This is a genomic window from Novosphingobium sp. fls2-241-R2A-195 (genome assembly GCF_030209485.1).
Taxonomy (GTDB): Bacteria; Pseudomonadota; Alphaproteobacteria; order Sphingomonadales; family Sphingomonadaceae; genus Novosphingobium; species Novosphingobium resinovorum.
In genome coordinates, this window is sequence record NZ_JARVRY010000021.1 from 1 (window position 1) to 18,739 (window position 18,739).

Annotated in this window: 16 protein-coding genes; 8 read left to right on the plus strand and 8 right to left on the minus strand. The window is 66.8% G+C overall.

Annotated elements, in window-relative coordinates; translation table 11 throughout:
* Together QRN25_RS15260 and QRN25_RS15265 are read left to right on the plus strand one after the other, a co-directional pair.
* The coding region (locus QRN25_RS15260; RefSeq protein WP_285020165.1) for an MFS transporter at nt 1–337 on the plus strand (337 nt) is incomplete at its 5' end.
* On the plus strand, nt 334–1,161 hold the full coding sequence (locus QRN25_RS15265) for an aldose 1-epimerase (protein ID WP_285020166.1): 828 nt from the start codon (nt 334–336) through the stop codon (nt 1,159–1,161). The genes QRN25_RS15260 and QRN25_RS15265, both read left to right, overlap by 4 nt.
* A gap of 218 nt (nt 1,162–1,379) precedes the next feature.
* Here QRN25_RS15265 and QRN25_RS15270 read toward each other — a convergent pair whose 3' ends face one another.
* Nucleotides 1,380–2,390: an alpha/beta hydrolase gene (locus QRN25_RS15270; protein ID WP_285020167.1), complete on the minus strand. Its 1,011-nt coding sequence runs from the start codon at nt 2,388–2,390 to the stop codon at nt 1,380–1,382.
* A gap of 76 nt (nt 2,391–2,466) precedes the next feature.
* Nucleotides 2,467–5,349 (minus strand): TonB-dependent receptor, encoded by a 2,883-nt coding sequence (locus QRN25_RS15275; RefSeq protein ID WP_285020168.1) that lies wholly within the window; start codon nt 5,347–5,349, stop codon nt 2,467–2,469.
* Between the two features lie 254 nt (nt 5,350–5,603).
* Here QRN25_RS15275 and QRN25_RS15280 point away from each other — a divergent pair, with 254 nt between their 5' ends.
* Nucleotides 5,604–6,950, plus strand: coding sequence for a pectate lyase family protein (locus tag QRN25_RS15280; RefSeq protein ID WP_502910472.1), 1,347 nt, complete (start codon nt 5,604–5,606; stop codon nt 6,948–6,950).
* Nucleotides 6,951–6,988: 38 nt separating this feature from the next.
* On the plus strand, nt 6,989–7,342 hold the full coding sequence (locus QRN25_RS15285) for a cupin domain-containing protein (protein ID WP_036530740.1): 354 nt from the start codon (nt 6,989–6,991) through the stop codon (nt 7,340–7,342).
* Between the two features lie 60 nt (nt 7,343–7,402).
* Here QRN25_RS15285 and QRN25_RS15290 read toward each other — a convergent pair whose 3' ends face one another.
* From QRN25_RS15290 to QRN25_RS15310, 5 genes are all read right to left on the minus strand, one after another.
* Nucleotides 7,403–8,950, minus strand: coding sequence for a carboxylesterase/lipase family protein (locus QRN25_RS15290; protein WP_285020169.1), 1,548 nt, complete (start codon nt 8,948–8,950; stop codon nt 7,403–7,405).
* Nucleotides 8,951–9,071: 121 nt separating this feature from the next.
* Complete coding sequence (locus QRN25_RS15295) at nt 9,072–10,082, minus strand: sugar kinase (RefSeq protein ID WP_285020170.1); 1,011 nt, start codon at nt 10,080–10,082, stop codon at nt 9,072–9,074.
* Between the two features lie 41 nt (nt 10,083–10,123).
* Nucleotides 10,124–10,882, minus strand: a complete 759-nt coding sequence (gene kduD / locus QRN25_RS15300) for a 2-dehydro-3-deoxy-D-gluconate 5-dehydrogenase KduD (RefSeq protein WP_285020171.1) — start codon at nt 10,880–10,882, stop codon at nt 10,124–10,126.
* A 121-nt stretch (nt 10,883–11,003) separates the two neighbouring features.
* Nucleotides 11,004–11,840: a 5-dehydro-4-deoxy-D-glucuronate isomerase gene (kduI, locus tag QRN25_RS15305; protein WP_008831744.1), complete on the minus strand. Its 837-nt coding sequence runs from the start codon at nt 11,838–11,840 to the stop codon at nt 11,004–11,006.
* A gap of 179 nt (nt 11,841–12,019) precedes the next feature.
* Nucleotides 12,020–13,039 carry a LacI family DNA-binding transcriptional regulator gene (locus QRN25_RS15310; protein WP_285020173.1) on the minus strand — a complete coding sequence of 340 codons (1,020 nt, stop codon included), beginning with the start codon at nt 13,037–13,039 and terminating at the stop codon, nt 12,020–12,022.
* Nucleotides 13,040–13,332: 293 nt separating this feature from the next.
* Here QRN25_RS15310 and QRN25_RS15315 point away from each other — a divergent pair, with 293 nt between their 5' ends.
* The 3 genes from QRN25_RS15315 to QRN25_RS15325 are packed head-to-tail and all read left to right on the plus strand — an operon-like array spanning nt 13,333 to nt 16,449.
* Nucleotides 13,333–14,130: a 2-keto-4-pentenoate hydratase gene (locus QRN25_RS15315; protein WP_285020174.1), complete on the plus strand. Its 798-nt coding sequence runs from the start codon at nt 13,333–13,335 to the stop codon at nt 14,128–14,130.
* A gap of 52 nt (nt 14,131–14,182) precedes the next feature.
* Nucleotides 14,183–15,463: an MFS transporter gene (locus QRN25_RS15320; protein WP_285020175.1), complete on the plus strand. Its 1,281-nt coding sequence runs from the start codon at nt 14,183–14,185 to the stop codon at nt 15,461–15,463.
* 2 nt (nt 15,464–15,465) lie between these two features.
* A complete protein-coding gene (locus QRN25_RS15325) occupies nt 15,466–16,449 on the plus strand; it encodes an alpha/beta hydrolase (RefSeq protein ID WP_285020176.1) in 984 nt (327 codons plus the stop codon).
* A 236-nt stretch (nt 16,450–16,685) separates the two neighbouring features.
* Here the strand turns inward: QRN25_RS15325 and kdgD are convergent, their stop codons facing one another.
* Nucleotides 16,686–17,612, minus strand: coding sequence for a 5-dehydro-4-deoxyglucarate dehydratase (gene kdgD, locus QRN25_RS15330; protein WP_008830133.1), 927 nt, complete (start codon nt 17,610–17,612; stop codon nt 16,686–16,688).
* Between the two features lie 161 nt (nt 17,613–17,773).
* Here kdgD and QRN25_RS15335 point away from each other — a divergent pair, with 161 nt between their 5' ends.
* Nucleotides 17,774–18,667, plus strand: a complete 894-nt coding sequence (locus tag QRN25_RS15335) for a LysR family transcriptional regulator (protein ID WP_285020177.1) — start codon at nt 17,774–17,776, stop codon at nt 18,665–18,667.
* The last annotated feature ends 72 nt before the right edge of the window (nt 18,668–18,739 follow it).

Genomic DNA, 18,739 nt, shown 5'->3' on the forward strand with positions numbered 1-18,739 from the left:
CGGGCACCTGACCCTTTCGGACCAGACCGGCACCGTCGCGCTGATCGCCGCGAATACCTACGTCGTGTTCTTCAACGTCAGCTGGGGCCCGGTCATGTGGGTGATGCTGGGGGAGATGTTCCCCAACCAGATTCGCGGCTCGGCCCTGGCCGTCTCGGGCTTCGCGCAGTGGATCGCCAACTTCGGCATCTCGGTCAGCTTCCCGGCGATGGCTGCCGGGCTCGGCCTGCCGCTGACGTACGGGTTCTATGCGCTCAGCGCCTTCCTCTCGTTCTTCTTCGTGCGCGCCATGGTGACCGAGACGCGCGGCCGCACGCTTGAGGAGATGGCGGCTTGATCCAGCTGCGTTCGGGCAGCAGCGAAGCCACGCTGCTGCCGCATCTGGGCGGGTCCATCGGTTCGTTCGCGGTCGGCGGCAGGGACATCCTGCGCCCGACACCGGTGGACGCCGCGAGCCCGCTGGACGCCGCCTGCTTTCCGATGGTTCCTTACGCCAACCGCATTGCCGATGGGCGCTTCTCCTTCGCGGGAAAGGACTATGCCCTCCCCCGCAACGTCGCGGGCTTCGAGCATCCGCTCCATGGCCTCGGCTGGATCATGCCGTGGATGGTGAAAGACGAGCAGGCCGACCGCGCGGTCCTCACCTGCATGCATTCGGCGGACGCGCACTGGCCGTGGGACTGGTCCGCCACGCAGACTTTCGTGCTGGAAGACGGCGCGCTGCAGGTGACGCTGGAGGCCACCAACCGGTCCGACCGCGCCATGCCCTGCGCGCTGGGCCAACACCCCTACTTCGTGCGCGAACCCGATGCGCGGGTGACGTTCGCCGCCGACGGCGTCTGGCTCAGCGACGCCCGGATGATCCCGAGCGAGGCCGCGCTTGCGGATACCTTCGGAGACTTCGCGCGAGGGGCCGTGCCCGACCCGATGACTCTGACCGACAACTGCTGGTTCGGCTGGCAGGGCGAGGCACGGCTTGGGACAGTCAGCGTGACGTCGCCCGAGGCCGGGTTCTTGCACCTCTATGCCCCGCCCGGCGAGGACTTCCTCTGCCTTGAGCCTACGACGGCGATGCCCGATGCGTTCGGACGGGTCAGCAGCGGCATGACGGCACTGGAGCCGGGTGAGACACAGGCGTTACCGATGGTGGTGCGGGCCTGATCCCGGTCAATTACTCCCCCGTCATTCCCGCGAAGGCGGTAACCCATCTCATGTTCCGTCGTGTTGCACGGGCATCAGTTGGGTCCCCGCCTTCGCGGGGATGACGGGGAGCGTTTCAATCACGCCAGGGCGGGCATCGATAGCGCTTCCGGCAAGGCGCCCCGCGGATTTCAAGGCCGTTCGCGGCCAGCGGTCCCGGACAAGTCCGGGACGACGGCTTATCCGAACCCGACCGTCCGCGCCCAAGCGCGCCACATCTCGGGCCAGATCTCGACCGGCTTGCCGATGGCGCGGCGCAGGCCGAAACCGTGGCCGCCATTGGCGAAAAAGTGCGCCTCGACCGGCACCTTGCGGGCTTTCAGCGCCGCGCGCAGGCGTGCGGTGTTCTCCGCCGGAACGACGTCGTCGTCCTCGGCATGAACGAGGAAATGCGGCGGCGCATCGACCGGAACCACGCGGTCGGGCGAATGCGCGGCCTCAAGCTCCGGCGTCGGCGAAGGGCCGAGCAGCAAATTACGCGATCCGGGATGCGCGATGCCTGCGTCCATGCTCACCACCGGATAGATCGGCGCGGCGCAGAATGGCTTTGCGGAGAGCCTGTCCGCCGCGTCCACGGGCTCGTAGACTTTGGCCGCGAAGCGCGCGCCAAGATCGGCGCAAAGGTGTCCTCCGGCAGAGAAGCCCATCGCCGCGACCCGCTCGGGATCGAGGGCGAAGTCCTTCGCGCGGTGGCGGATCAGGCGCATGGCGCGCTGCGCGTCGGCAAGCGGGGTGTCGGGGCCGCTCGACCAGCCCTCGCCCGGCAGGCGATAGAACAGCACGAAGGCGGTGAAGCCGCGCGCCGTCAGCCAGCGGGCGATCTCGTAGCCTTCCTTGTCGACGACGATCCAGCGGTAACCGCCACCCGGCGTGATCATCACCGCCGCGCCGTTGGGCCGGTCGGGACGGAACACCGCCATGCGCGGACGGGTCACGCCGTAGACCGCGCGGTCGGTGACGAGGGCATCGGTGGACCGCTCGTCCACCGTCTCGGTCAGCGGCGCCTTGAGACGTGCGGGCGGCCCCTTGGGCCAGAGGTCGATGGTCTCGGTCGGCTGCGGCAGGCCGGGCGGGAGCGCTTTGGAGGCAGCGGGAGGCGGTGTCTGCGCATTGGCAGGACTTGGGGCCCTTCCGGCCAGTCCCGCAGCGGCAAGAGAGCCTGCGATCAGGGTTCTGCGATCGAAATCCACACCGGGCTCCCTTGGAAAACAAAAAGGAGCGGGGTCCACGAGCCGAAGCCCGCGAACCCCGCGTCAGGGGAGGAGATCAGATCTTCGCGCGCGCGCCGAACAGGATCGTGCGCCCGAAGTGGTTGTTCTCGTAGTTACGGGTCGCGTAGACGTCGTTGAAGCGATAGCGATACTCGTCCGTCAGGTTGTTGCCGTCGATCGACAGCTCCAGCCATTCGGTCGCCTTGTAGCGGATCGCCGCATCGAAGCTGGTGTACGAACCGTACCCTTCGAAGATGTTGTTCGTTGCACTGGCGCCATCCACGAACGGGCCGCGATAGCTCACCGAGCCGCGGATGCTAAACTTGCCGTCGTCATAGTACAGCGTCGCGTTCCACGCGCGCTTCGACACGCCGAACAGGGTATTAGTGTAGGTATCCGGAACACCGACGAGGGAGCAGGCGGTCGTCACACGGGTACAGGCCGTAACCGCTGGACCAGTGATCGTGTAGTCCGCCTTACTCTGGATGAACGTGGCGTTGCCCTGGAAGCCGGTGTGGCTCAGGATGCCCGGCAGGAAGGTGAAGGGCAGCTGCAGCGCCACTTCCACGCCCTTGAGCGTCGCACCCTCACCATTGACCTGCGCCGACACCACGTACTCCTGATTGGGGTCGTAGTTGATGTAGGCAGGCGTGCTGGTGCCCAGGACATCGCGGCCCAGGCCAAGCTGCGGCAGGGTGGCGGTGTACTGCCCGGCGACCGGGAAGCTCTCGATTTTCTTGATGAAGCCCGCCACCGAAAGCAGCGCCTGCGGGGCGAAATACCATTCGATCGATGCGTCGAAATTGGTGGCGCGATAGGGATCGAGGAACGGGTTGCCGAAATTCACACGGTAGTTGAACCCGTCGACCGAGCCGCCCGGATTGAGGTTGCTCAGCGCGGGCCGGGTGATGACCTTGGCGATCGCACCGCGCACGATCACGTCGTGACGCGGGTAGAACGCAAGGTTCATCGACGGCAGCCAATCGTCATACGTGCGCTGCACGGTCGCGGCGACGCCTGCGGAGTAGCCGGTCGACTTCTGGTCGGTATGGGCATAGCGGATACCCGCATTGCCTGCATATTCGAGGCCGAAGAGTTCGCCCTTGACGTCGAACTGCAAATATCCGCCCGAGGTGGTTTCCTGCACGCGGCGGTTGTTGCCGAAGTCCTCCTTGGCGGTGCGGCCATAGAGGTTGGTGTAGTCCGCCGCGTTCGCGATATCGGCGACGATCCACTGGCTCGTGGAGCCGCCGGGCTGGCCGGCATCGCCCAGATCGACGAGCTGCGAGATGCCCGAGGTCACCGGCAAACCGTAGACGCTGGACGAACAGGTCACGGTGCCGAGGATCAGGTCCTGCGTGCCGTTGGCCCCGCATGCGGCGGTATCGCGCATGAACAGCTGGGTCTGGAAGTTGTAGCGCCGCCACACCGCACCGGCCTTGACGGTGAAGCCGTCGGTCAGGTCCCATTCGGTGCGCAGCTGCGCGGTCTTGAACTTGTTCTTCACGTAGGACGGGCGATCGCGGATTTCGGCGAGCTGGAAGTTGGCCGGGTCGGTGACGTCCATGCCATAGCTGAGCACCGGCGACTTCATGTCCGAGTAGTCGTAACTGAAGCCGTCGGCGTTCTTGTTGTCGTAGGCGATCGTGGTTTCGACCGGGATGTCGGCGTTTGACTGCGACATGCCGCCCAGCAGCGTGAAGCGCAGGGTGTCGCTGACGTCCTGGTCCCAGGTCGCGCCGACTTGCCAGAAATCGGTCTTCGACTTGCGCAAGTAGCTTTCGGTGCGGACGTAGGCGTTGTTGAAGGTCGCGCTGACCATGTTGCCCTTGTCGTCGTAGACCGGATCGACGACGTCGAAGCGGCGCTCGTTCGAACGGGCGAGCACTTCGAGCCACTGCTCGGCGCGGGTTTCCTTGAACGACGAATAGAGCCCGTCGATCGAGAACTTGGTCTTGTCGGTGGGTTCGAACTGGATCGAGCCGGTCAGGCCGAGGCGCTTGCGGTCATGCTCGACCACGCCGTAGCGCGGGATACGCGGGTGGAACGCGAGGCTGGCGGCGTCGCACGCCGCCGAGGGGCGATAGCCGCCGCCCGAGCTTACCGGCACGCCGCCGGTCGGCCCGACGTCCGAGTAGTAGCAGGGCGTTCCGTCCACCGAGTTGAAGTAGGCCTGCGCCCAGCGTACGGTGTTGTTGCCGTTCTCGATCGTGTCGGTGTGCGAATAGGCGGCCGAGAGGTTGACGCCGAACGTGCCCGCATCGTTACGCCAGGACAGCAGCCCGGCCATGCGCGGGCCAACGTTCTTCGACAGGTCGTTGTAAGAACCCTGAACGTTGAGCACGCCGGTCAGGCCCGCCTTGGCCGCCAGCGGATTGCCGGTGTTGAGATCGACCACCGCGCCCAGCGAACCTTCGTCGAGGCTTGCTTCGGCGGTCTTGTGGACGACGAGGCTGCTGAACAGCTCCGAAGCGAAGACGTTGAAGTCGAACGAGCGGTCGCGGTTGGCGGAGGCGCCGTCCGAGCTGGTGGCGATCGTCTCCAGCCCGTTGACGCGGACGCGGGTGAACTGCGCGCTGAGGCCGCGCACGGTGATCGCACGGCCTTCGCCGCCGTCCTTCTGGATCGAGATGCCGGGGATGCGCTGCAGCGACTCGGCAAGGTTCTGGTCGGGGAACTTGGCCATGTCCTCGGCCACGACCGCATCGACCGCCGAGATCGATTCGCGCTTCACGTTGAGCGCAGCCTGCAGAGACTGGCGGAAGCCGGTGACGATGATGTCGCCCGCAGTCGCGGTCTCGTCCGCAGGAGCTGCGGTATCCGCCGCGTCCTGCGGCGCGGGCGCCGCGTCCTGCGCCATCGCAGCCGACGACACGAGAGCGCTGCCCGCGCACAGGGCAGCCTTCAAAAGCGAAATTCCGGTAACATGCTGGCGCATGACAACATCCCCTCACGACCCTTGCGGGTCAAAAATGATACCGGTGTCAGAAGGAAGCGCGGCTAACGCGCGCATTGTTCCGGCACCTCTACTCCCGCCCCTTTCGGAGCACCTCGGGCGACCTCCAAAATCGCCCCACCCGTTCCGAAGATCATCCTTGCGATCCTTGGTAACCGGTGTCATCAATATGTGACGCAGGGAGAACGCCCTGTCAATACTCGGAGTCTACAAGCTCCGCCAATGGGAGATCGATAGTGAAAATCCGCAGGCTCGCGAGCCAGATTGTCCTTCCGATTCTGATGGTTGCTTCGACCCCGGCGCTGCTGCACGCAGCCCCGCTAGAGCCCACCCGCGGCGGCGAAGGCGGCCGCATCATCCGCGTCACGACTCTCGCGAAGGACGGTCCCGGATCGCTGAAGGCCGCGGTCGAGGCGAAGGGCAAGCGCATCATCGTCTTCGAGGTCGGCGGGGTCATCGACCTTCAGCGCACGATCCTGAACATCGACGAGCCTTTCCTGACGATCGCCGGGCAGACCGCGCCTTCGCCGGGCATCACGATCGTGCGCGGCGGCATCGATCTCAAGGGCCACGACGTCAAGATCAGCCACATCCGCGTGATGACCGGGGTGGACGGCCAGGCCAAGCTCTCTGGCTGGGAGGCGGATGCCTTCTCCACCGTCGCCGCGCACAACGTGATCGTCGAGCACTGCAGCTTCTTCTGGGCGATCGACGAAAACATGTCGACCTCCGGCCCCCGTTTCAACGGCAAGACCGTCAAGGAATGGCGCGCCGCCACCAGCCACGACGTGCTGTTCCGCGAGAACCTCGCCGCCGAGGGCCTCGCCGACGCCAGCCATCCCAAGGGTGAGCACTCCAAGGGCACGCTGATCCACGACAACGCCACTGCCATCACGCTCTACCGCAACGTCTACGCCCACAACATGGAGCGTTCGCCGCTGGTGAAGGGCGGCGCGCAAGTGCTGATGGTCAACAACATGATCTACGACCCCGGCCACCGTGCAGTGCACTACAACCTGATGAACCTGGAGTGGGCCGGCCACGACTACGTCACCGGCGAGATCACCGCCGTGGGCAACGTCATGCGCGCGGGCAATTCGACCGCGCCCGGGCTGCCGTTCCTGACGCTGGGCGGCGACGGCGATCTTGCGTGGTATTCCAAGGACAACATCAACGTCGATCGCTGGGGCAACCCGGCGCCGATGTTCGGCCGCTACGGCGTGACCAAGGCGAAGCTGATCGAGAAGGATTCGCCGATGGCCAGCCTGGGCGGCCTCGACGTGATGCCCGCCAAGGATCTGGAAACCAGCCTGCTCGCCTCGGTCGGCGCGCGTCCGTGGGACCGTGCGCCCGATGATATCCGCGTACTGTTCTTCGTCGCCGAGGGGCGCGGCGAGATCATCGACGACGAAAAGGTCGTCGGCGGCTACCCGCACCCCAACCCGACCGCCGCGCCGTTCGTGGACAAGGACTGGAACCTCAAGACCATGGAGCCGAAATCCGGCGTTTATCCGGGCCAGAAGGGCGGCGCGCAGGAGAAACTCTCCGCCCGCGACGAAGCCATGCGCGAGAACGCGAAGTGATCGGGGCGGCGCTCCTGCTGCTGGCGGCGGCTCCGGCGATGGCCGTCATCGACGAGCGTGACACCGTGCGCGAGGAAGCCCCTCCGCACGGCGCCATCGGCATGAGCACCGCCTATCGCATTTCCGACGCAGCGCCAGCGCCGCGCACGATGGAATTCCGCCGCCGCGTCCTCCACAAGGGCGCGGCGATCGGCGAGCATCCCATCGCGCACGATGAGGTCTACTACGTGCTCTCGGGCGAGGGCGAAGTGGTCTCGGACGGCAAGCGCGCGCAGCTCACGCCGGGAATGACCGCCTATCTCTACGACGGCGCCGTGGTCGGCATCTGGCAGCGGGGCGAGGAACCGCTTTCGCTGGTAATCGCCTATCCCAACCCGCCCGCCGCCAAGTAGGTTTCGGCACGACGAATTCTGCAAATTCCTCCCCGAGACAAGCTCGGGGAGGAATTTGCGTCACACCCCCGGCTGGACGTAGGGCGCCCTCGCCCACAATTCGCGCTGCCAGCGGCGCGGATCGTTCTCCACGCGCACGGTATCGCCGAACACCATCGTCGCGCGCGCGGGCAGGCGGTACGGCGACCACTCCGCCAGCCCCGGTCGCCTGGTCTTGGCCAGACCGGTGAAGGCGCGCATCATCGCTCCGCTCAGCCTGCGAGCCCCGTCGTCGGTGCCCGAATAGCTGCCCGGCGCGTCCAGCGTGCCGAAGACATAGGGAATGTCGTCCGTATGTGCCGCCCCGCGCAAGGGGTCCGTCGGCGAGGGACGGTCGAGTTGGTACACCCACGTCGATCCCGCCCCGGCCGCCGCCCGCGCATCCGCCTCGATCACTTGCCCCGGCCATGACCGGCCCGCCGTGGTGGCTGCGTAATAGACTTGCTCGGGCGTCCAGCCGGGTTCATGGGCGCGGTACTGCTCGACGACCCAGACAGGGTCGAGGTCGATCTTGATCTCGGGCACGATGCGCGCGGCAAGGTTCTCCCACGACAGCCCCTGCAGCTTCGCCCCGCGCGGATCGAGGAAGGCGCGCGTCTCCTCGCGCACGTTGCCAAGGATCATCGGCACGCCCAGCGACTGCGGCGCGGCATCGGGCCAGAACGGATGCCGCGGCAGGTTGGTCATGTCGAGCACGGGGCCGAAGTAGACCCCGCCGCCCATGATGGGATCAGTGGTGGCAAGACCCTCGACCAGCCGTTCGATCTGCATCGTTCGCAGGCCCTCGACGTCGCCAAGGGCGAGCTTCAGCGCCGCCATAAACGCCTGCGTGCGCGCCCAGGCATGGGCCGGGCCGCTGGCCTGCACCTGCTGCCCGCTCATCGTCGCGGCGACGTGGAACAGGCCCTTCGCGGCGGGCATCGCCATGAGCGTCGCGATCTTGGCGCCGCCGCCCGACTGGCCGAAGACCATGACGCGCGCCGGATCGCCGCCGAACTTGGCGATGTGCTCGCGCACCCATTGCAGTGCAAGGATCAGATCGAGCTGGCCGAGATTGCCGCTATCGGCATAACGCGCACCGAAGGGCCCCAGCCAGGCATAGCCCAGCGCGTTGAGCCGGTGGTTGACGGTGACGACCACGACATCGCCGTCGGCGGCCAGCTTCGCGCCGTGGGTCAGCGGATCGGTGACCGAGCCAGTGGTGTAGGCGCCACCGTGGAAGTAGACCATGACCGCCCGCTTCGCGCGCGGGTCCGCCTCGGGAGTCCAGACGTTGAGGAACAGGCAGTCCTCGGACTGCGCCTCGCCCGCCATGGCGCGCTGCGGGCAGATGGGGCCGAACTTCGCGGCGGTGATCGCGGGGCCTTCGAGCGGCTCGGCGATGGGACGGGCAAAGCGTTCGGCCCGGCCGTAGCGGATGCCCTTGAAGACATGGACGCCGCTTTCCGGGACGGCGGTGTAACGGCCGATGCGGGGCGTCTTCGCTCTACGGGCGAGAGAGGGGAGCGGAACCGTAGCGGCCAACGCCGCTGCCGATTTCACGAGGGTGCGGCGTGAAAGATCGGTCATGTTGCTCTCCCAAGCTGAGGTATGCACTGCCTGCCCCACCCCGCCGAGACTAGGTCGTAAACGACCAAGTCTCGCTCCCCTCCCGCATGCGGGAGGGGCTGGGGGGGTGGGCCTTCTTCTCTTAACGCCTGACGTCGCCGCCGCTGGCCGAGAACGCCTCAAGCTCACCCTGTCCGACCAGACACATGTCGCCCGGCACGGTATGCTTAAGCACGGTGTAGGCCAGCCCCGCCTGCGCGGTGGCGACGAGGTCCGCGCCCTGCAGCCACTTGTGCAACACGCCCGCCGCAAAGGCGTCGCCGGTGCCGATGCGGTCGACGATGCCGGTGACATCGACCTCGCTCGTCTGGTGCGCCGCGTCTCGCGCATCGAGACGCGCGGCGATACGGTGATGGCCGGAGTTCACCACATGCCGCGCGGTCGAGGCGATCAGCTGCAGCTTCGGAAACGCCTCGAAGGCGGCCAGCGCGGCCTCGCGCCGACGGTCGGAGCCATCGCCGGAGAACGCCTTGCCCAGCAGCAACGAAATATCCCGGTGGTTGCCGATCATGACCGTCGCCGACTGCATCAGGTCGGTCAGGATCGCGCGCGGATCGCTGTCCCAAGCATCCCACAGCAGTGCGCGGTAATTGCCGTCGAAACAGACAGGCACGCCGGCGCTGTTGGCCGCGGCGACGGCGGCTTGCGCAAGCGCGACGCCTCCGGGGCCGAGCGCCGGCGTGATGCCCGACAGGTGGAGCAGTCGGGCGCCCTCGAGCGCGGAGGCGAAGTCGAACTGGTCCGCCTTGGAGGTTGCGAACACGGAACCCGCGCGATCGTAAGTGATCGACGAGGGCCTCAGGCCTGCTCCGCTCTCGAGGAAGTAGAGGCCCATGCGGCCGGTATCGCGCCCGACGTGGGCGGTATCGATCCCGGCGGCGGCGAGGGCTGCGCGCGCCTTGTCGCCCAAGGGACTGGACGGCAGGCGCGTCAGCATCTTCACGTCATGGCCCAGTGAGGCGAGCCCCGCCGCGACATTGGCCTCGGCCCCGCCGACGACCATGTCCAGCGCATCGCACTGCACCGTCAGCCGCGCGGCCGGGGTGGCGAAGCGCAGCAGCACTTCGCCGAAACACAGGACATGACCGCTCATCTACCCACCCCTCTCACATTTCCATTCGTCGCCGCAGCGGCTTAGCGAGCCAGCCAGCCGCCGTCGACAGCAAGAATGTGACCGGTAACATAATCCGAGGCTGGAGAGGCCAGGAACACGGCGGCGCCCGCGATATCCTCCGGCTTGCCCCAGCGGCCTGTCGGGATGCGTTCGAGGATCTGGCGGTTGCGCGTCTCGTCGGCGGAAAGCGCGGCAGTGTTGTTGGTGGTGATGTAGCCCGGCGCGATCGCGTTGACCTGCACGCCCTTGGGCGCCAGTTCGTTCGCCATCGCCTTAGTGACGCCCGATACGCCGGACTTCGCCGCCGCATAGCTCGGCACGCGGATGCCGCCCTGGAAGGTCAGCAGCGAGGCGATGTTGACGATCTTGCCGCCGGTTCCCCGCTCGACCATGTCCTTCGCGGCCGCCTGGCTGAGGAAGAACAGGGTCTTGAGGTTGGTGTCGATCACCGCGTCCCAGTCCTCTTCTGAGAACTGCAGCAGGTCGTCGCGGCGGATGATACCGGCGTTGTTGACGAGGATGTCCACCTTGCCCAGCCCTGCCACCGCCTCGTCGATGACGCGCTGCACCGGCTCGATGCTCGACAGGTCGGCCTTGATGTTGACCGCCTTTCGGCCCGTCGCGGCGATCAGCGCCAGCGTCTCGGTCGGCTCCGAGCGGCCCGCGACGGCGACATCGGAGCCCGCCTGTGCCAGCGCGACGGCGATGGCCTGGCCGATGCCGGTGTTGGCGCCGGTGACGAGCGCGGTCTTGCCCGTCAGGTCGAAGGAAATTGCCATGATACCCTCTCTCGTCATTGCGAGCGCAGCGACGCAACCCAAGGCGGTTGCGACGCTGGCTCGATGGATTGCTTCGTCGCTGCGCTCCTCGCAATGACGAGCGTAGGGGGTAAGCGAAGGCTTACTGGAGCTGGCAGATGTCCAGCACGTTCATGTCGGTGTAGTCGAGGTTCTCGCCGCCCATCGCCCAGATGAAGGCGTACTTCTTGGTGCCCGAACCCATGTGGATCGACCACGGCGGGCTGATGACGGCCTCTTCGTTGGCGATGACGATGTGACGCATCTGGTCCGGCTCGCCCATGTAGTGGAAGATGCGGTCGTTCTCTTCGGGCAGCTCGAAATACAGGTAGATTTCCGAGCGGCGGTCGTGGAGGTGCGGCGGCATCGTGTTCCAGACCGAGCCTTCTTCCAGCACGGTCAAGCCGAGCAGCAGCTGCGCGCTCTCGCACACGCCGGGGATCACGAGCTGGTAGATCGTGCGCTGGTTCGAGTTGGCGAGGTCGCCGCGCGCCAGCGGGTTGGCCTGATCGAGCGTGATATGCTTGATCGGCAGCGCCTTGTGAGCGGGAACCGAGGCGATGTAGAAGCGCGCGCCCTCACCCTCGAAGATCACCTCGTTCGTGCCCATGGGGACGTAGAGGCATTCCTTGTTCTTCATCTCGAAGCGCTGGCCGTCGACGGTGATCGCGCCCGGTCCGCCGATGTTGGTGATGCCGGCCTCGCGCCGCTCGAAGAAGGACTTGCCCTCTGCGCTCTTGGGCACGGTCTGCAGCGGCAGGGCAAGCGGCTCAGCGCCCGGAACCGCGCCGCCGATGATGAAGCGCTCGTTGTGCGAGTAGTTGAGGTTGACCTCGCCGGCCTTGAACATGCCGGTGACCAGGTAGCGGTCGCGCAGTTCTTCATTGGAGACACACTCCATCATGTCCGGATGGGTGGCGTGGTACGTCTTGCAGAACACTGTGAACTCTCCCGTTCAGGTCTTGGCGGCATTCGTATCCGCTTTAGGTAACCGGTGTCAACGGGATTGGCGAGCGTTGTAATCATCCCTCACCACATCCCGTCATTGCGAGCGAAGCGAAGCAATCCAAGGCGGCTTGCGTAACCCTGGATTGCTTCGCTGCGCTCGCAATGACGATGTCAGGGTGTCGGGTAGGGCACCGCCGAAGCCCGCCGGATCAGGTCCGAGAGGAAGAACGAAGGCTCCGACGCCGCCGAGGCCGGGCGGATCAGCTTCGCCGCCGCCGTGCTCGCCATCGTGCGGATCGGCCAGCGCACCGTCGTCAGCGGCGGCCAGATGTGCGCGGCGGTGGCGGTATCGTCGAAGCCGATGATCGACAGGTCTTCGGGCACGTTCAGCCCCCGCTCGCGCGCGGCGTGGAGGATGCCCGCCGCCATCTCGTCGTTGCTGGAGAACACGGCGGTGGGCGGCTCGGCGGCCGAGAGCAGCTTTTCGCCCGCCGCCTTGCCCGATTCGAAGCGGTAGGTGCCGCGCGCCGCGATCGCCGGGTCGAGCGTCAGGCCCGCCGCCTCGAGGCCGTCGAGGAAGCCTTGTTCACGCTCATTGGCGGAGCGGAAGCCCTCCGGCCCTGCAACGAAGCCGATTCGCGTGTGGCCCAGTTCCACGAGCCACGCGACCGCCTCGCTCACCGCCTGCCGGTCGTTCGAGGCGACGAGATGTTCGTCGTCGTCGAGCCTCGCCGAGCCCATGCGCACGAGCGTGCAGCCGAGATCGCGGCACAATTCCGCCAAGTCGTCGCGCTCCGACAGCGGTGGCAGGAGCATCACGCCGTAAAGCCGCTGCTGCTCGATGAAGCGGCGGATATCGTCGGCCAGCGTCGGCGAATGGCGGTTCACCGGATGGACGACGAGCGCGAACTCGGTGTCGCGAATGGTGTCGAGAATGCCCTCCTGCACCCCCAGCACCATCTGCGCGTTCGGGTTGTCGTGAATCAGGCCGATCAGGAAATTGCGCCCCATCGCCAGCGCCCGGGCCTGAAGGTTCGGGACGAAACCCAGTTCGGCGATCACCGCCTCCACCTTCTTTCGCGTCGCCTCGCCCAGCAGCGGCGACTTGTTGATGACGCGGCTCACCGTCTTCTTGGACACGCCGGAAATGCGCGCAACGTCGTTGATCGTGGGTTTCTGGCCTTCTGCCATGCGGCGTCCTTATGGTCTTGCGTCGGCGCGTTGGTCGATGGGCCGAATTTTTCCGGCTTGCCTTCAAGCGGGACGAAAGGCAAGATGACACCGGTTACCATTCCATCGCCTGTGCATTTGCATAGGATGGAAAGATGCCGGCACGCTCGCAGGGCGTATCGGCGGGTGACCAATCCGACAGAGCGGACACTCTGTACAGACGGGTCAGGATGGGCGTTTGGATGACACCGGTGTCGCCGGGGATCCAGCGCCGAACTGGCCGAAGCACGGTATTCTTGGGTGTGGGGATTGTTTTGACAGACACGGCAAAGGCAGTCGCCGAAGCATTCGTGACGGCGCGGCGCGAGAAGCGCGCATTGGATTCCTATCCCGGACAAGCCCCCACCGACCTCGGCGGCGGCTATGCGATCCAGGATTTCGCCCTCGCCTTCGACGGGCGCGAGGTCGCCGGTTGGAAGGTCGGCAAGATCAACCCGCCGCTTGACGGACAACTGGGCGCGAACCGTCTGGCCGGGCCGATCTTCACCGACAGCGTGGTGACGGTGGCAGCGGGCGAATCGCCCGAGATGCCCGTCTTCGCCGACGGTTTCGCGGCGGGCGAGGCGGAGTTCCTGCTTCACGTCGCGGCAGGCTGGGACGGCACGGTGCCGCAGGACGACGCGGCCACCCGCGCGGTCCTCGACGCGGTGCACATCGGCATCGAGGTCGCCAGTTCGCCTTACCCGCGCATCAACGCGGACGGGCCGCCGGTGACCGTCTCCGACTACGGCAACAATTACGGCATGGTCATCGGGCCGGTGCTCGAAGGCTGGGAGACGATCGACTTCAACGCGATCACCGTCCGCCTCGACATCGACGGCGAGACGGCGGGCGAGGCCACCACGGCGACGATGCTCGACGGCCCGCTGGGCGCGGTGCGCTTCCTGCTCGGCAACCTTGCCGCGCGCGGGATCGACTGCAGCGGCGGCACCTGGGTCTCGACCGGCGCTGTCACCGGGGTTCACGAGGTCGTGCCCGGCCAGCAGGTACTGGCGACTTTCGCGGGCCACGGTACGGTAGCCTGCGGCATCGTCGCGGCGAAACCCGCCTGACAGAACCAATTAGAGCGGCACACGAACAAGACGGTCGCAAGGGAGTAGGGAAATGGATGCAGGAACCGGCGGTACGGTAGGCCAGACGGCGAAAGTCGGGCGCTATCGCTGGGTCGTGGTGGCGCTGCTGTTCGCGGCAACCGCCATCAACTACGTCGACCGTCAGATGATCGGGGTGCTCAAGCCGACGCTGTCGGCGGAGTTCCACTGGTCCGAGTCCGACTTCGCGGGGATCGTGTTCTGGTTCCAGCTGGCCTACGCGGTCGGCTACCTGTCGTTCGGCAAGATCGTCGACACGCTCGGCGCGCGCCTCGGTTACACCGTCGCCATCGTCATCTGGACGGTGAGCCACATGGCGCACGGCTTCGCCACCGGGCTGTCCTCGTTCGCGATGGCGCGCTTCGGCCTCGGCGTCGGCGAATCGGGCAACTTCCCCGCCGGCATCCGCGCCGTGACCGACTGGTTCCCCCAGAAGGAGCGCGCCTTCGCGATCGGCGTGTTCAACGCGGGCGCCAACGTCGGCGCGATCGTCACCCCGCTGCTCGTGCCGCTGCTGGTACTGTGGTTCGACTGGCGCATGGCGTTCTTCGTCACCGGCCTGTTCGGCATCATCTGGCTCGCCGTGTGGTGGGCGGTCTACCGCCACCCGGACGAGCATCCGCGCGTCACCGCGGCCGAACTCGCCTACATCAAGCAGGACCCCGCCGACCCGGTCGAGAAGATCGGCTGGAGCCGCCTGCTGGTGGTCAAGGAGACCTGGGCCTATGCTCTGGGCAAGTTCCTGATCGACCCGATCTGGTGGTTCTTCCTGTTCTGGCTGCCCGGCTACCTGTTCGAGCGCTACGACCTCGACCTCAAGACCTTCGGCCTGCCGCTCGCCGCGATCTACCTGATCTCGGACGTAGGCAGCATCGCGGGCGGCTGGATGTCCTCGAAGCTCATCAAGGCAGGCCGTACCCCCAACTTCTCGCGTAAGGCGACCATGCTGCTCTCGGCGCTGTGCGTGCTGCCGATCTGGTTCGTGCAGGGCGTCGACAACGTGTGGGTCGCGGTGCTGGTGATCGGCCTTGCCACGGCGGCGCACCAGGCGTTCTCGGCCAACCTCTACACCCTGCCGTCCGACGTGTTCCCGCGCGGCGCGGTGGGCTCGGTGGTCGGCATCGGCGGCACCGTGGGCGCCTTCGGCGGCATGGGCATGGCGCTGTTCGCGGGCTACATCCTCGACGCCACGCACAGCTACGAGGTGCTCTTCGCGATCTGCGCGAGCGCCTACCTGATCGCGCTGCTGGCGGTCCACGTCCTCAGCCCGCGTCTGGCGCAGGCACGGGTCTGACCATGGAAATCGACCGCAGGGCTCTGTTCGCCGGAGCCCTCGCGGCTTCGGTGATCCGCACGATACCGGCGGCGGGGGCGGCAACGCCCCCGCCGCGTCCGTTTCATGAAACCGGCGAGGTCATCGACCTCTGGCCCGGCACCCCGCCGGGAGCACCCTCCCCGCTGCCGGTGGAGATCGCGACCGAGCGCTCCGCCAACCCCGCCCAGCCCGACCGCGTGATCGCGGGGATCGCCCGGCCGCGCATCACTGCTTTCCGCCCGAAGTATCCCAACGGCGCGGCGCTGCTGGTGATCCCCGGCGGCGGCTACCGCGAGGAATCGCTCGACAAGGGCGGCATCCAGGTCGCGCAGTGGCTGACCGAGCACGGCTACACCGCATTCGTTCTCACCTACCGCCTGCCCGGCGAGGGCTGGAAGGATCGGTCCAACACTCCGCTCGCCGATGCCCAGCGCGCCATGCGGTTGATCCGCGCGAAGGCGGCGACTTACGGGATCGTGCCGGAGCGGGTGGCGGTGATGGGATCGTCGGCGGGCGGGCATTTGTGCGCCGACCTCGCCAGCCGGTTTGCGTTTCCCGCTTATGCTCCGGTGGATGCAGCGGACAAGCTCTCCGCCCGGCCTTTCTGCGCCGCGCCGCTCTATCCGGTGGTGAGCATGGACCCGGCCATCACACACGCCGGATCGCGCGAGAAGCTGCTCGGCCCGAACCCGACGCCCGCGCTCGAGGCGGCGCATTCGGTGGATCGCAACGTGACGCCCGAAAGCCCGCCGCACTTCATCGTCCATGCCGAGGACGATGCCACCGTACCGGTCGAGAACTCGCTGCGGCTGCGCGCGGCGCTGAGAAAGGCGGGGGTGAGCGTGGACCTGCACCTCTTCGCCGAGGGCGGGCACGGGTTCAACTTGTGGAACATCGCGGGCAAGCCGGTGGCCGCATGGCCGGGCCTCTGGCTCGACTGGGCGAGCCGCGTGGGGCTGGGCTGACGCTATCCCTTCGTCATTGCGAGCGTAGCGAAGCAATCCAGGGCAGAGCAAACCGCCCTGGATTGCTTCGCTACGCTCGCAATGACGAAGTCTGATGAAGAATGACGCGGGCTTGGGACAAAAAAACAGGGATGAACCGGCTCCCGGAGGGGTGGGAGCGAGTTCATCCCTGCGTCACGGCGCGGGCGTTTGGAGCCACCCGCGCCCTGTATCAGCACATCAGGGGGTGAGTACCGTCAGGCCGTCTCGCGCAGCGAGGCCTGGGCCTTCTCGACGAGCGCGGCGAGCATCGCCTGCTCTTCTGCGGAGAGATCGGTCAGCGGCGAGCGGACCGGACCCGCCGGGCGGCCGATCACGTTCATGCCCGCCTTGACGATCGACACCGCATAGCCGGTGCCGCGGTTGCGGATGGCGATGTAGGGCAGCACGAAGTCGGTCAGGCCCGCCAGGATCGCCGCCTTGTCGCGCGCGCGGACCGACTTGTAGAAAGCCAGCGCCCATTCCGGCATGAAGTTGAAGATCGCCGAGGAATACGTCGTCACGCCCATCTCCAGATAGGCGGGGGCGAAGGTCTCGGCGGTGGGCAGACCGCCGATGTAGGTCAGGCGGTCACCCAGCTTCGCGTAGATGCGCATCATCAGTTCGACGTCGCCGACGCCGTCCTTGTAGCCGATGAGATTGGGGTTGCGCTCGGCAAGACCGGCCAGCGTGTCCTCGGTGACGATCGCGTTGTCGCGGTTGTAGACGATGACGCCCAGCGAAGTCGCCTTGCACACCGCCTCGATGTGGGCGGCAAGGCCCTCCTGAGTCGAATTGACGAGGTAGGGCGGCAGCAGCAACAGCCCGTTGGCGCCCGCCTTCTCTACGTTCTGCGCCATTTCCACCGCGATCGCGGTGCCGTAGCCGCAGCCCGAGAGCACGGGCACCTTGCCCGCCGCTTCCTCGACCGCCGCCTTGACGATTCCCGGGACTTCAGCCGGGGTAAGCGAGAAGAACTCGCCGGTGCCGCCCGCCGCGAACAGGCCGGCCACGTCGTAGTCCGACAGCCAGCCGAGATGGTCGCGATAGGCCGCCTCGTCGAACTTCAGGTCGGCGTCGAAATGCGTGACCGGAAACGAGAGGAGACCCCCGCCGATACGGGCGGCCAAATCCTGAGGCGACATCGCTTAATGCTCCAATTGATCCTGTAGAGCCTTTGCTACCTGCGCGGGGCGGCCGCGCCCATCGCTGGGACTGGATCGATTTATGTCGCAGCGGCATCGATCAGCGCCCATCGATGCATCGCGCGCTTTTCCTCCGGCCTCATGCGCGGTAGGCATGGACGATGTTCGAACTCACGCACTTGCGCTGCTTCGTCGTCCTCGCCGAGGAACTGCACTTCGGCCGCGCCGCCGAGCGGCTGCACATGACCCAGTCGCCGCTCAGCCGCCAGATCCAGGTGCTCGAACGCATCCTCGGCGTCGAGCTGTTCAACCGCACCAGCCGCCGGGTGACGCTGACGCTGGCGGGCGAGACCTTCCTTCACGAAGCGCGGCGCATCGTGCGCCTGTCCGAAAGCGCGGCGCTGGCGGCGCGGCGGGTGTGGAAGGGGGAGACCGGGCGCATCTCGATCGGCTTTACGGCGGTCTCGGGCTATGTCCTGCTGCCGCGCATCGTCAAGCGCGCGGCGGTGGAACTGCCGGGGCTGGAACTGCAATTGCACGAACTGGTCTCGGGCGATCAGTTCGAGGCGCTGCATACGGGCATGATCGACCTCGCGCTGGTGCGCCCGCCGGTGGACAAGGTGCAGTTCGATTCGGCGCCGCTGCTGCTGGAAAGCCTGCTGGTGGCGCTGCACGAGGACGATCCGCGCGCGGGGCAGGAGCGTTTCGCGCCGGGGGATTTCGACGGGCAGGATCTCGTCATGTATGCCCAGCGCGGGGCCGGGTACTTCAACCTGCTGCTGTCCAGCCTGTTCGAGCGGGCCGGGGCAGCGCCCAGCTACGTGCAGTACGTGACGCAGATCCACTCACTGCTGGGGCTGGTCGGCGCGGGGCTCGCGCCGGGGATCGTGCCAGAGGCGGCGGCGGGGCTGCACCCGCGCGGGGTGGTGTTCCGGCCCTTCGAGAGCGAGCCCGCCGCGCCGGTGGAACTGCATCTGGCGTGGCGGCGGGAGAGCGAGAACCCGGCGCTGCCGGCGTTCAGGGAACTGTGTCTGAAGGCGATGACGGAAGGCTGAAACCCCCGATCGTCATTGCGAGCGCAGCGAAGCAATCCAGGGCGGTTCTACGCTGCCCTGGATTGCTTCGCT

Excerpts from the sequence above, each read along its gene's own strand:
- QRN25_RS15275 (WP_285020168.1), bottom strand. The coding sequence starts at position 5,349 with ATGCGCCAGCATGTTACCGGAATTTCGCTTTTGAAGGCTGCCCTGTGC.
- QRN25_RS15285 (WP_036530740.1), top strand. The coding sequence starts at position 6,989 with ATGGCCGTCATCGACGAGCGTGACACCGTGCGCGAGGAAGCCCCTCCG.
- QRN25_RS15290 (WP_285020169.1), bottom strand. The coding sequence starts at position 8,950 with ATGACCGATCTTTCACGCCGCACCCTCGTGAAATCGGCAGCGGCGTTG.
- QRN25_RS15295 (WP_285020170.1), bottom strand. The coding sequence starts at position 10,082 with ATGAGCGGTCATGTCCTGTGTTTCGGCGAAGTGCTGCTGCGCTTCGCC.
- kduD (WP_285020171.1), bottom strand. The coding sequence starts at position 10,882 with ATGGCAATTTCCTTCGACCTGACGGGCAAGACCGCGCTCGTCACCGGC.
- QRN25_RS15310 (WP_285020173.1), bottom strand. The coding sequence starts at position 13,039 with ATGGCAGAAGGCCAGAAACCCACGATCAACGACGTTGCGCGCATTTCC.
- QRN25_RS15320 (WP_285020175.1), top strand. The coding sequence starts at position 14,183 with ATGGATGCAGGAACCGGCGGTACGGTAGGCCAGACGGCGAAAGTCGGG.
- QRN25_RS15325 (WP_285020176.1), top strand. The coding sequence starts at position 15,466 with ATGGAAATCGACCGCAGGGCTCTGTTCGCCGGAGCCCTCGCGGCTTCG.
- kdgD (WP_008830133.1), bottom strand. The coding sequence starts at position 17,612 with ATGTCGCCTCAGGATTTGGCCGCCCGTATCGGCGGGGGTCTCCTCTCG.
- QRN25_RS15335 (WP_285020177.1), top strand. The coding sequence starts at position 17,774 with ATGTTCGAACTCACGCACTTGCGCTGCTTCGTCGTCCTCGCCGAGGAA.